This is a genomic window from Pseudomonas sp. NPDC089422, from assembly GCF_044749405.1.
In the GTDB taxonomy this organism is placed as follows: Bacteria; Pseudomonadota; Gammaproteobacteria; order Pseudomonadales; family Pseudomonadaceae; genus Aquipseudomonas.
Map to the genome: position 1 here is coordinate 23,917 of NZ_JBIVHW010000002.1, position 12,165 is coordinate 36,081.

Sequence of the window (12,165 nt, forward strand, 5' to 3'; positions counted from 1 at the left end):
CCATTGACGTCGCGCACTGCGTGGGAGTGAAACATGCCAGCCGCCTCGAACGCCTTGTCGTCCATCGACAGCGCCCAGCCGCAATCCTTTGAAATCCGCCCGTTCTCCGGTGCCGTCGGCGCCGAGATCATTGGCCTTGACCTGGCCAAGCCGGTCACCGCCGAGGATTTCACCCGTATTCATCGCGCCCACCTCGACCACCATGTGCTGGTGTTCCGTGACCAGCGCATCAGCCCGGACCAACAGATCGCCTTCAGCCGCCGCTTCGGCGAGCTGCAGATCCATGTGCTCAAGCAGTTCCTGCTCGCCGGCCACCCGGAAATCCTGATCGTCTCCAACATCGTCGAGCACGGCCAGAACATCGGCCTGGGCGATGCCGGCAAGTTCTGGCACTCGGACTTGTCGTACAAGGAGCTGCCAAGCCTCGGCTCCATGCTGCACGCCCAGGAGCTGCCCAGCGAGGGTGGCGACACCCTGTTCGCCGACATGCACAAAGCCTGGGACGCCGTGCCCGAGGCGCTGCGCAAGGTGGTCGAGGGCCGCAGTGCCGCGCACTCCTACACCGCCCGTTACGCCGAAACCAAATTCGAAGGCAACTGGCGCCCGACCCTGACCGCCGAGCAGCTGGCGCAGGTCAAGGAAGTCATCCATCCGGTGGTCCGTACTCACCCGGAAAACCACCGCAAGGCATTGTTCGTCAGCGAAGGCTTCACCACCCGCATCGTCGGCCTGCCCGATGACGAAAGCCGCGACGTACTGCAGCAGCTCTACGCGCTGAGCGTGCTCGAGCAGAACATCTACCGCCACCAGTGGCAGCCCCACGACCTGGTGTTCTGGGACAACCGATCGCTGATCCACCTGGCCACCGGTTGCCCCGCGCACCTGCGCCGCAAACTGTTCCGCACCACCATCCAGGGCGATGCCCCGTTCTGACGACTGAGGAATTCATCATGCGCAAATCCATCAGCCGCCTGGCGGCAAGCATCGGCCTGGGCGCAAGCCTGGTTGTCGGCAGCCTGGCGGCCCCCGCCGTGGCGCAAGCCGAAGGCAAGATCCGCATCGCCGAGCAGTTCGGCATCGTCTACCTGTTGCTCAACGTGGTGCGTGACCAGCACCTGATCGAGAAGCATGGCAAGGAGCAGGGCATCGACATCGACGTCGACTGGGCCCAGCTGTCCGGCGGCTCGGCGATCAACGACGCGTTGCTGTCCGGCTCGGTGGACATCGCCGGGGCCGGGGTCGGCCCACTGCTGACCGTGTGGGACCGCACCAGGGACCGGCAGAACGTCAAGGCCGTGGCTTCGCTGGGCAACTTTCCGTACTACCTGGTCAGCAGCAACCCGAATGTGAAGACCATCGCCGACATTTCCGACAAGGACCGCATTGCGGTGCCGGCCGTGGGGGTTTCGGTGCAGTCACGCTTCCTGCAGTACGCCGCTGCCCAGCAGTGGGGCGACAAGGAATACAACCGCCTCGACAAGTACACCCTGGCCGTGCCGCACCCGGATGCCACCGCCGCGTTGCTGGCCGGCGGCACCGAATTGAACGGGCACTTCTCCAACCCGCCGTTCCAGGACCAGGTGCTGGCCAACAAGGACGTGCATGTGGTGCTCGACAGCTATGACCTGCTCGGCCCCAACTCGCCGACCCTGCTGTTCGCCACCGAGAAATTCCGTCACGACAACCCCAAGACCTACAAGGCCTTCGTCGATGCCTTGGCCGAGGCGGCGGACTTTGCCCAGAAGGACAAGGCCGCTGCAGCGGATACCTACATCCGCGTGACCAAGGCCAAGATCGACCGCGACGCACTGATCAAGCTGATCGACAACCCGCAGTACGAGTTCACCGTCACGCCGAAGAACACCTACAAGCTGGCCGAGTTCCTGTATCGGGTTGGCGCCATCAAGCACAAGCCGGAATCGTGGAAGGATTATTTCTTCCAGGATGAACGCCCGCTGCAAGGGAGCTGACCGACCATGACCGCCCCATTGCCAGGCCACACGGCCAGCAACCTGAGCCGTGTCGCTACACCACCGTTGCTCCAGGTGGACAACCTGAGCCTCGAGTACCGCACCGCGCAGCGCGTGGTGCGGGCCACCCACCAGGTCAGCTTCGAAGTCGACCGTGCCGACCGTTTCGTCCTGCTTGGCCCGTCGGGCTGCGGCAAGTCCACCTTGCTCAAGGCCGTGGCCGGCTTCATCGCCCCCCGGGAAGGGCAGATCCTGTTGCAGGGCCAACCGGTCAACGGCCCTGGCCCTGACCGCATCGTGGTGTTCCAGGAGTTCGACCAGCTGCCACCGTGGAAAACGGTGAAAGAGAACGTCATGTTCCCGCTGGTGGTGTCTGGCCAGCTCAAGCGCGCCGAGGCCGAGGAACGGGCCCTGCACTACCTGGACAAGGTCGGCCTGGCCGCTTTTGCCGATGTCTACCCGCACATGCTGTCGGGCGGGATGAAGGCGCGCGTGGCAATCGCCCGGGCGCTGGCGACCCAGCCGAAGATCCTGCTGATGGACGAGCCGTTCGCCGCGCTCGATGCGCTGACCCGGCGCAAGATGCAGGAAGAACTGCTGCTGCTGTGGGAGGAGGTGCGCTTCACCTTGCTGTTCGTCACCCACTCCATTGAAGAGGCGCTGGTGGTCGGCAACCGCATCCTGCTGCTGTCGCCCCATCCGGGCCGGGTACGGGCCGAGGTGCACAGCCACCAGTACGACCTCGGCAGCCTCGGCGGCGCGGACTTCCAGGCCAGTGCGCGGCGCATCCATCGCTTGCTGTTCGACGAGACCGAAGCCCCTGAGCAGGCCGACGAGCTGGGCTTCAACGACATCCGCATTGCCTACTGACAGGAGCTTCAGCCATGACCCCTACACCTGTGCGCCAGGAATACGAGGTGCAGCTGGAGCCTTTGCTCAGTGTGCCTGTGGAACGCAATCTACCGTTGGCCCAGCGCCTGTGGCAGCACGGCTGGCTGCGCAAGGCGGTGATCCTGGTGGCGATCGCCGCCTTGTGGGAAGCGATCGCCCGCTACCAGGGCAACGACCTGCTGCTGCCGACCTTCCTGCAGACCGCCGCTGCATTGTGGGACGGCCTGCTCACTGGCGAGCTGCCTGCCAAGGTCGGCGTGTCGCTGGTAATTCTGCTCAAGGGTTACCTGCTGGGCATCGTGCTGGCCTTCGGCCTGACCAGCCTGGCGGTGTCGACCCAGCTCGGTCGCGATCTGCTCGGTACCCTGACCTCGATGTTCAACCCATTGCCGGCGATTGCCCTGCTGCCGTTGGCGCTGTTGTGGTTCGGGCTGGGTGACAACAGCCTGATCTTCGTGCTGGTGCATTCGGTGCTGTGGGCACTGGCGCTGAATACCTATGCGGGCTTTCTCGGAGTGTCGGAAACCTTGCGCATGGCCGGACGCAACTATGGCCTGAAAGGGCTGCGGCTGGTCCTGCATATCCTGGTGCCGGCAGCGCTGCCGTCGATTCTCTCGGGGCTGAAGATCGGCTGGGCGTTTGCCTGGCGCACCCTGATCGCCGCCGAGCTGGTGTTCGGCGCCAGCAGCGGCAAGGGCGGGCTGGGTTGGTACATCTTCCAGAACCGCAACGAGCTATATACCGACAAGGTGTTTGCCGGGTTGGCGGTGGTGATCCTGATCGGTTTGCTGGTCGAGGGGCTGGTGTTCAATACCCTGGAGCGGTTGACCGTGCGGCGTTGGGGCATGCAGCGGTAGTTTTCCTGTGCCGGCCTCTTCGCGGGCACGCCCGCTCCCACAGGGGGGTACCCGCGAAAGGGGCAGCGCAGGGGCCTAATTCATGTACTGTGCTGCCGCATTGCTCAAGGTCCTGGCGATCTCTTCGCGCAGTGCCTGCGGCTCTTCGACCACCAGGCCTTCCCCCTGGCTCAGCACCCACCAGCGCAATGGCCCGCCATCTTCCACCGTGGCCCGCAGCCGATGCCCCTGGTCCAGCGCGGTCAACTGCATGTCCACGCTCAACGGCGCTTCACGCAACTGCCTGGCCAACGGATCGCTGACCCAGGCCTGCATCTCGATCCCTTCACCCTGCGCCGGCTGAAGCGCATCACCGCGCAAATATCCCTGCAGGTCGAAATTCCCCCGCAACTCGCCAGCAATATTCGCCGACCAATGCCAGCCAAACGGAATGCTCTTGTCATTGCGATCCAGCGGAAAGATCAGCGACAGCTCATTGAGGTCCCGCTCCACCGTACGTTTGCTGATGTTGAAGCCCACATCGCGCAGGCGCCACACCAGTTCGGCACTGGTAATGCCCGGGGAGCGGCTGGGTAACTGGCGCAGCAGCGCCCACTGACGGCTGAGGGTGGCGCGGGTGGTGGCGAACGGCAAAAGGTAACGTCCTTGTCTAGGCTTGCCGCAACAGGATGGCGGCTAGAGCGGGTCATGGCAATTAGCCATAACTCGTTCAGATACAGGAATGTGCAATTGGTTGCCTTGCCCCGAATCGTTCGCGACAGGTTTTGACGTGACGTCGCGCAGAATCACGCCTCATCACAGCCGCGGTCGGGGCTGTGGGTCGTTCAATGAGGATGAACATGTCTGCTGTCAGCAATATCCATTCGCTGCTCGCCCGTCTTCTGCCTGAGCAGGTGATTTGCCCACCGACACACGCCGGCAGGCGACAGCGGCTGTTTGCCGGGGTAGGGCAGCCCAGCCAGCGCGCGCTGCTGGTCAACCGGCTGGATGAGGCCCACGACCTGCAGGCGGTGTACAGCGACCTGCGCCAGCAGGCACTGGCTGGCAACGTGGCGGCACTCAACGACCTCGGCTGGATCTGGCTCAACGGCAAGTACTGGCGCGCCGACACCGCGCTGGCCGGGCACCTGCTGCGCATGGCGGCGCTGCAGGGCAATGCGGCGGCGTGGTTCAACCTGGGGCAGCAGCACTACTTCGGCAAGGGTGTCGAAACCTCCTATGCCCAGGCCGAGGAGTGTTATCGCCAGGCTTTCGAGCGGGGCATGCTGCATGCCGCTGCCGCGCTGGGTGACCTCTACGAAGAAGAAGTCTGCGATGCCGCGCTGGGCTGGCAGGTGGACCCGGGCCAGGCCTACCAGTGGTTCTTGCGCGGGGCCGAGCGGGGCGAGGCGCGTTGCCGGTTCGAAGTGGGCTACCGCTTGTTGCATGGCCTGTACGTGGACGCGGACATCAAGGCCGCGCTGTATTGGCTGGAGCTGGCGGCGGCAACCGGGGTGATGCAGGCGGCCGAGGAGTTGGCGGTGCATTTCAGCAGCCGGGATGATGCGCGTTACCAGGACTGGCGTGACCGGGCCGTGCAGATGGGCAGCACCTTGGCCCTGACCATGAAGCTGGAAGACCAGGTTCAGCCCTGAATGAACAAGAATTCATCAAGGCCCCCCGTCGCCCACGGTTGACGACAGGGGGAGGCACAGGCGTATATTGATAGTTAGCAAACTATGAATATCCTTGGTTCCCCACATGTCCATTGACTCCCTGCGCCTGCAAGTCAGCAGCGGCATGGTGGTTGCCGCTCGCCACTGGCGGCGCATCTGCCACAACGCCCTGATCGGCTACGGTATTTCCGAGGCCTGCGCCGCACCGTTGCTGATGATCGTGCGCCTGGGCGATGGCGTGCACCAGGTGGCCGTGGCCCAGGCTGCCGGCCTGGAAAGCCCGTCGTTGGTCCGCCTGCTCGACCAGCTGTGCAAGGCAGGCCTGGTCTGCCGCAGCGAGGACCCGCTGGACCGCCGAGCCAAGGCCCTGAGCCTGACCGCCGAAGGCCGTCGCCTGGCCGAAGCCATCGAAGCCGAGCTGGTGCGCGTACGCCATGACGTGCTGCAAGGCATCGACGAGGCCGACCTGCAGGCCGCGCTACGCGTGTTGCGTGCCTTCGAGGCCGCTGGCCTGGGTACTGCAGGCGGGGTGGCATGAACGGTTTCTTCAGCTCGGTGCCGCCGGCCCGCGACTGGTTCTACGGCGTGCGCACCTTCGCCGCGTCGATGATCGCCCTGTACATCGCCCTGCTGCTGCAGTTGCCGCGCCCGTATTGGGCGATGGCCACCGTTTACATCGTTTCCAGTCCGTTCGTCGGCCCGACCAGCTCCAAGGCGGTGTATCGCGCCGTGGGTACGCTGCTCGGTGCTGCCGGGGCGATCTTCTTCGTGCCGCCGCTGGTGCAATCACCGTTGCTGCTGAGCATCGCCATCGCCCTGTGGACCGGCACCTTGCTGTTCCTCTCGCTGAACCTGCGCACGGCCAACAACTACGTGCTGATGCTGGCGGGCTACACCTTGCCGATGATTGCCCTGGCGGTGGTCGACAACCCGCTGGCGGTGTTCGACGTGGCGTCCTCCCGGGCCCAGGAAATCTGCCTGGGGATCGTCTGCGCGGCGGTGGTCGGTGCGATCTTCTGGCCGCGCCGGCTGGCCCCGGTGGTGGTGGGTGCCACCGGCAACTGGTTCACCGAGGCGATCCGCTACAGCGACACCTACCTCGCCCGTGAAGCCAGCGCCGACAAGGTCGGTGGCATGCGCGGGGCGATGGTCACCACCTTCAACTCGCTGGAGCTGATGATCGGCCAGCTCGGCCACGAAGGTGCCGGCCCGCATACCTTGAAGAACGCCCGCGAGCTGCGCGGGCGGATGATTCACCTGCTACCGGTGATCGACGCCCTCGACGATGCCCTGGTCGCCCTCGAAGGCCGCGCCCCGGCCCATTACCTGCAGATCCAGCCGGTGCTGGATGCCGCCCGCGAATGGCTCAAAGGCACCGCCGACAGCGCCTCCATCGCCCGCTGGACAGCCTTGCACGAGCAGATCGACCGCCTGCAGCCCGGCGCCGCCGCCCTCGATCAGCGTGCCGAGCTGCTGCTGTCCAACGCCCTTTACCGCCTGACCGAATGGGCCGACCTGTGGCAGGACTGCTGCGCCTTGCAGCATGCCTTGCGCACCGACGACCCCAAGCCCTGGCGCGCGGTCTACCGCCACTGGCGCCTGGGCCGGCTGACGGCGTTCTTCGACCGTGGCCTGATGCTCTATTCGGTGGTCTCCACGGTGCTGGCGATCGTCGTCGCCTGCGGCCTGTGGATTGGCCTGGGCTGGAACGACGGCGCCAGTGCGGTGATCCTCGCCGCCGTGTCGTGCAGCTTCTTTGCCGCCATGGACGACCCGGCGCCACAGATCTACCGGTTCTTCTTCTGGACCCTGATGTCGGTGATCTTCTCCAGCCTGTACCTGTTCCTGGTGCTGCCCAACCTGCACGACTTCCCAATGCTGGTGCTGGCCTTCGCGGTCCCGTTCATCTGTGTCGGTACCCTGACCGTACAGCCGCGCTTCTACCTCGGCACCTTGCTGACCATCGTCAACACCTCGACGTTCATCAGTATCCAGGACGCCTACGACGCCGACTTCTTTACCTTCCTCAATTCCAACCTGGCCGGCCCCGTGGGCCTGCTGTTCGCCTTCATCTGGACCTTGGTGATGCGCCCGTTCGGCGTGGAACTGGCGGCCAAGCGCATGACCCGCTTCCTCTGGCGCGACATCGTCGAAATGACCGAGCCGGCGACCCTGGCCGAGCATCGCCAGGTCGGTGTGCAGATGCTCGACCGCCTCATGCAGCACCTGCCGCGGCTGTCGCAGACCGGCCAGGACAGCGGCGTGGCGCTGCGCGACCTGCGCGTGGGGTTGAACCTGCTCGACCTGCTGGCCTATATGCCGCGCGCCGGCCAGCAGGCCCGCGAGCGCCTGGGTACGGTGATCGAGGAAGTCGGCGCGCATTACGCCGCCTGCCTGCGTGCTGGCGAGCGCCTGCATGCTCCGGCCGCACTGCTGCGCAACATGGAGCGCGCGCGCCTGGCGCTGAACCTGGATGAACTGTACGAACGCGGCGATGCCCGCACTCATCTGCTGCACGCCCTGGCAGGCCTGCGCCTGGCCTTGCTGCCGGGTGTCGAGGTGATGCTTGAGCCTGCCGAACAACCGCTACTGCCCCCCGGCCTCGATGGAGCGCCCCTGTGATCGGTGAACTGGATATCAGCGGGGTATTCCTGCCCACGCTGCTGGTGATGATGTTTGGCACCTACCTGCTGTTCCTGGGGGTGCACGCGGTGCTGGTGCGCCTGCATTTCTACCGCCTGGTCTGGCACCGGGCGCTGTTCAACGTTGCCCTGTATGCCGTGCTGCTGGGTGCGGTCGACCACTTTTGCCGAAGCCTGATGCTGCCATGAAAAAACCTTTGCTGACCCTGGGCCGTGTGGTCCTGACCTTGCTGGTAGTGACCTTCGCCGCCGTGCTCGTGTGGCAGATGGTGGTGTACTACATGTTCGCCCCCTGGACCCGCGACGGGCACATCCGCGCCGACGTGATCCAGATTGCTCCGGACGTGTCCGGGCTGATCCAGAAGGTCGAGGTGCGCGACAACCAGACGGTCAAACGCGGCGATGTGCTGTTCACTATCGACCAGGACCGCTTCACCCTGGCCTTGCGCCAGGCCAAGGCGACCCTTGGCGAGCGCCAGGAAACCCTGGCCCAGGCGTCCCGTGAAGCGCAGCGCAACCGCAAGCTCGGCAACCTGGTGGCGGCCGAGCAGCTGGAAGAGAGCCAGTCCCGCGAGGCCCGTGCCCGCTCGGCGGTCAGCGAGGCCCAGGTGGCGGTCGACACCGCTCAGCTCAACCTCGACCGCTCAGTGGTACGCAGCCCGGTAGATGGCTACCTCAACGACCGCGCCCCGCGCGATCACGAATTCGTCAGCGCTGGCCGCCCGGTGCTGTCGGTGGTCGACAGTACCTCGTACCACGTCGATGGCTACTTCGAGGAGACCAAGCTCGGTGGCATCCACATCGGCGACGCCGTGGACATCCGCGTGATGGGTGACAACACCCGCCTGCGCGGCCATGTGCAGAGCTTCGCCGCCGGCATCGAAGACCGTGATCGCGTCAGCGGCGCCAACCTGCTGCCCAACGTCAACCCGGCATTCAGCTGGGTGCGCCTGGCCCAGCGCATTCCGGTGCGCATCGCTTTCGACGAGGTGCCGGAAGACTTCCGCATGATCGCCGGGCGTACGGCCACGGTGTCGATTCTCGAGGGCCAGCGCCCATGAAACAGCTGATCCTGGCGGGGTTCTGCCTGTCCCTGGGGGCCTGCATGATGGTCGGCCCCGATTACCAAGTGCCGAAGGATGCGGCGGTGCAACGCAGCGACCTCAACGGCCCGCTGCGCCAGGATGCCGACAGTGTGGTGTCGGCGCCGGTGCCCGAGGACTGGTGGCAGCTGTATCAGGATCAACGCCTCAACGAGCTGGTGCGCCAGGCGCTGAGTGCCAACACCGAACTGCGCGTGGCTGCGGCCAACATCGCCAAGGCCCGCGCCCAGGTCGAAGTGGCCGAGTCCCAGGGCGGCTTCAATGGCGGTATCAAGGCCGGCGCCCAGCGCCTGCAGGAGTCTGGCCAGGCCTTCCTGCTGCCGGAGAAGGTGCCGGTGGCCAACATCGGCGAGGCGATCATCAGTGCCTCGTACCAGTTCGACCTGTGGGGCACCTTCAAGCGCGGCACCGAGGCCGCCAAGGCCAACGCCGATGCGGTGCAGGCCGCTGCTGACACTGCGCGCATCACCCTGGTGGCCGACGTGGTCAAGGCCTACACCCAGGTGTGCTCGGCCAACGAGGAATACCACATCGCCCGCGAGTCGCTCGACCTGCAGGAGCAGAGCGTGAAGCTCAACCAGCGCCTGCGCGACGCTGGCCGTGGCGACGAAACCCAGGTCACCCGCTCGCAGACCCAGTTCAAGTCGTTGCGCGCCGAACTGCCGCGCTTCAAGGCCGAGCGCGAAACGGGTATGTACACCCTGGCGGCGCTCCTGGCCGTGCCTGTGGATAAGTTGCCCGCCGGTACCGCCGATTGCGCCGAGCTGCCGCACCTCAACCAGTTGGTGCCGGTGGGCGACGGCGCGGCCCTGCTCAAGCGCCGCCCGGACGTGCGCCAGGCCGAACGCCAGCTGGCGGCGGCCACCGCCGAAATCGGCGTGGCCACCGGTGCGCTGTACCCGGACATCAGCATCGGTGCTCAGGTCGGCACCATCGGTATCCTCGAAGACCTCGGCGATCCGTCCACCAATCGCTGGGGCTTTGGCCCGCAGATCAGCTGGAGCATCCCGACCAACGGCACCCGTGCGCGCATTCGCATGGCCGAAGCCTCGACCCAGGCTGCCCTGGCGCATTTCGACGGGGTGGTGCTGAACGCCATCCGCGAGACCCAGACCCGACTGGCACAGTACAGCGCCCTGCTGGACCGGCGTGATGCGCTGGCCGAAGCGGAGAAGTCGGCGAAGGTAGCGGCGGAACAGACGCACCAGTATTACCAGGCGGGGCGTGAGCCGTTCCTGGCGGATTTGCAGGCAACGCGGGCCTATACCGATGTGCGGGCGCAGTTGGCTGCGGCGAATAGCCAAGTGGCGATTGGGCAGATTGGGGTGTTTCTGGCGTTGGGTGGGGGGTGGAAGCAGTGAGGTTTTGGCTTGAGATTGGGTGATGGCTGACAGGTGCCCGCCTTGACGCATTCAGCGCCTGTGAGATCGAGCGCCGCCCGCGCGGCGCATCGCGGATAAATCCGCTCCTACATCTGTTTCGGGCCAGTCCCTCCTGACAGGTCACCGCTGTCCGCCTAGTTTGTCCCATTCGTAATCGAAGGTATTGCGGCTGCCGTTCCACGGTCTCCCGCCATGCGCCAAGGGTGCGAGCACCAATGGTGCAGGTCTAACTGGCCTGAAACAGATGTAGGAGCGGATTTATCCGCGATGCGCCGCGCGGGCGGCGCTCGATCTCACAGGCGCTGAATGCGTCAAGGCGGGCACCTGTCAGCCCTCACCCTATCTCCCGACAGGCATCTCCTGAATCCACTGAAGTCCCGTGCTGTCAGACATTTCCGAACCTGAAACCAAATGCTTCAGTTCTGATTCCATGTCGAATTATCCTACGGCACCTGTCGGAAGGTGCTGTCTTGGCTGGGAAGTCTCCACGGAATACTGTCCTCGGGACCCCTTTCCAGGCACATTGACCCTCCCGGAATTCATCCCCCTGTTCACTTCTGGCGCCGTAATTATTGGCCTGGGTACAGTTTCCTGGCTTGAGTTTATATCGATATCGATATATTTTGATCTGCAGCTTCCTGCATGTTCAGCCAAGCCTTTCGAGACAGACGGATGGAGCAGCGTGACTCAGTGCCCTGGTCAGGGCGAGTGATGAATTGCGAGCACATCTAGCATCTGGACCGACGGCAAAGGGGCATTTGGCATGCGGATCGATGAGAAGCCCATCGAGTGGGTGGGCAGCAGTAAGGATGACCTACGCAGCTTTCCGCTGGTAGCCAGGCAGCGAGCCGGGTATCAGCTGGATTTGATTCAAGCCGGCGAGGAGCCTGCGGACTGGAAGCCAGTGGAAACGGTTGGACAAGGCGTGCGGGAGATACGCATCAAATGCAAAGACGGGGCTTTTCGCGTTTTTTATGTGATTAGCCGTCCTGAAGCCATCTATGTCCTGCATGCATTTCGCAAGACTACTGAGAAGACTGAGAAACGCGACATCGACCTGGCAAGAGCTCGGTTCAGGTCGCTGGGTTAAAACAGAGGGATTCAACGATGGCAAACGAGAGATCTACCTCGGTTTGGGACGCGCTGGTTGACTCGCCTGAGGAAGCCGAGAACCTCCGACTGCGCTCCAAGCTTATGCGCGAATTGACCAGGGCTGTGCGGGCTTGGGATCTACCGCAAAAGGATGCAGCAAAGCGGTTGCGGGTGACTCAACCGCGCTTGAGCGAGCTGCTCAATGGCAAGATTGATAAATTTTCACTGGATGCTTTGGTGAACCTGCTGGCCAACGCTGATTTGAAAGTAGATTTCACGGTGAAAGGGAAGGCAGCGTAGTTTTTGGAGGTGCCTGCCTTGGCATCTGTCAGCCCTCACCCTATCTCCCGGCAGGCACCTCCTGAATCCACTGAAGTCCCGTGCTGTCAGACATTTCCGAACCTGAAACCAAATGCTTCAGTTCTGATTCCATGTCGAATTATCCTACGGCACCTGTCGGAAGGTGCTGTCTTGGCTGGGAAGTGCTCCCGGACTACTGTCCCTGGGTCGCCTCGCAAGGCGATCGGGCGTGAGACACCCGGTTTACATTCGGTAGCACCGCTTCATGGCGGT

At 64.3% G+C, this 12,165-nt stretch carries 13 protein-coding genes; 12 read left to right on the forward strand and 1 reads right to left on the reverse strand.

Features of this window, described 5'->3' with window-relative positions; genetic code table 11:
• Positions 1–33 precede the first annotated feature (33 nt).
• From ACIPZ8_RS03790 to ACIPZ8_RS03805, 4 genes are read left to right on the forward strand one after another with little or no spacing between them, the layout of a single operon-like run.
• The gene (locus ACIPZ8_RS03790) at positions 34–933 is read left to right on the forward strand and encodes a TauD/TfdA dioxygenase family protein (RefSeq protein ID WP_400719779.1); all 900 of its coding nucleotides are present in this window, start codon (positions 34–36) and stop codon (positions 931–933) included.
• Between the two features lie 17 nt (positions 934–950).
• The gene (locus tag ACIPZ8_RS03795) at positions 951–1,970 is read left to right on the forward strand and encodes an ABC transporter substrate-binding protein (protein ID WP_400719781.1); all 1,020 of its coding nucleotides are present in this window, start codon (positions 951–953) and stop codon (positions 1,968–1,970) included.
• A gap of 6 nt (positions 1,971–1,976) precedes the next feature.
• Entirely contained in the window at positions 1,977–2,840 is an 864-nt protein-coding gene (locus ACIPZ8_RS03800) for an ABC transporter ATP-binding protein (RefSeq protein WP_400719783.1), read from the forward strand.
• A 14-nt stretch (positions 2,841–2,854) separates the two neighbouring features.
• Positions 2,855–3,718, forward strand: coding sequence for an ABC transporter permease (locus ACIPZ8_RS03805; RefSeq protein WP_400719785.1), 864 nt, complete (start codon positions 2,855–2,857; stop codon positions 3,716–3,718).
• Positions 3,719–3,793: 75 nt separating this feature from the next.
• On the opposite strand, the gene ACIPZ8_RS03810 is transcribed toward ACIPZ8_RS03805, so the two are convergent.
• On the reverse strand, positions 3,794–4,351 hold the full coding sequence (locus ACIPZ8_RS03810; RefSeq protein WP_400719787.1) for a WYL domain-containing protein: 558 nt from the start codon (positions 4,349–4,351) through the stop codon (positions 3,794–3,796).
• 206 nt (positions 4,352–4,557) lie between these two features.
• Here ACIPZ8_RS03810 and ACIPZ8_RS03815 point away from each other — a divergent pair, with 206 nt between their 5' ends.
• The 8 genes from ACIPZ8_RS03815 to ACIPZ8_RS03850 all read left to right on the forward strand — a co-directional run bounded on the left by ACIPZ8_RS03815 (position 4,558) and on the right by ACIPZ8_RS03850 (position 11,892).
• On the forward strand, positions 4,558–5,352 hold the full coding sequence (locus ACIPZ8_RS03815) for a tetratricopeptide repeat protein (protein ID WP_400719789.1): 795 nt from the start codon (positions 4,558–4,560) through the stop codon (positions 5,350–5,352).
• Positions 5,353–5,458: 106 nt separating this feature from the next.
• On the forward strand, positions 5,459–5,911 hold the full coding sequence (locus tag ACIPZ8_RS03820; protein WP_060486199.1) for a MarR family winged helix-turn-helix transcriptional regulator: 453 nt from the start codon (positions 5,459–5,461) through the stop codon (positions 5,909–5,911).
• Positions 5,908–7,995 carry an FUSC family protein gene (locus tag ACIPZ8_RS03825; RefSeq protein ID WP_400719791.1) on the forward strand — a complete coding sequence of 696 codons (2,088 nt, stop codon included), beginning with the start codon at positions 5,908–5,910 and terminating at the stop codon, positions 7,993–7,995. Before ACIPZ8_RS03820 ends, ACIPZ8_RS03825 begins: the two co-directional genes overlap by 4 nt.
• Positions 7,992–8,204: a DUF1656 domain-containing protein gene (locus ACIPZ8_RS03830; RefSeq protein ID WP_016392395.1), complete on the forward strand. Its 213-nt coding sequence runs from the start codon at positions 7,992–7,994 to the stop codon at positions 8,202–8,204. Before ACIPZ8_RS03825 ends, ACIPZ8_RS03830 begins: the two co-directional genes overlap by 4 nt.
• Entirely contained in the window at positions 8,201–9,076 is an 876-nt protein-coding gene (locus ACIPZ8_RS03835; protein WP_400719793.1) for an efflux RND transporter periplasmic adaptor subunit, read from the forward strand. The genes ACIPZ8_RS03830 and ACIPZ8_RS03835 overlap by 4 nt, the downstream gene beginning before the upstream one ends.
• The gene (locus ACIPZ8_RS03840) at positions 9,073–10,479 is read left to right on the forward strand and encodes an efflux transporter outer membrane subunit (RefSeq protein ID WP_400719795.1); all 1,407 of its coding nucleotides are present in this window, start codon (positions 9,073–9,075) and stop codon (positions 10,477–10,479) included. Before ACIPZ8_RS03835 ends, ACIPZ8_RS03840 begins: the two co-directional genes overlap by 4 nt.
• Positions 10,480–11,263: 784 nt before the next feature.
• A complete protein-coding gene (locus tag ACIPZ8_RS03845; RefSeq protein ID WP_400719797.1) occupies positions 11,264–11,590 on the forward strand; it encodes a type II toxin-antitoxin system RelE/ParE family toxin in 327 nt (108 codons plus the stop codon).
• 17 nt (positions 11,591–11,607) lie between these two features.
• Positions 11,608–11,892 (forward strand): helix-turn-helix domain-containing protein, encoded by a 285-nt coding sequence (locus ACIPZ8_RS03850; protein WP_400719799.1) that lies wholly within the window; start codon positions 11,608–11,610, stop codon positions 11,890–11,892.
• Positions 11,893–12,165: the final 273 nt, after the last annotated feature.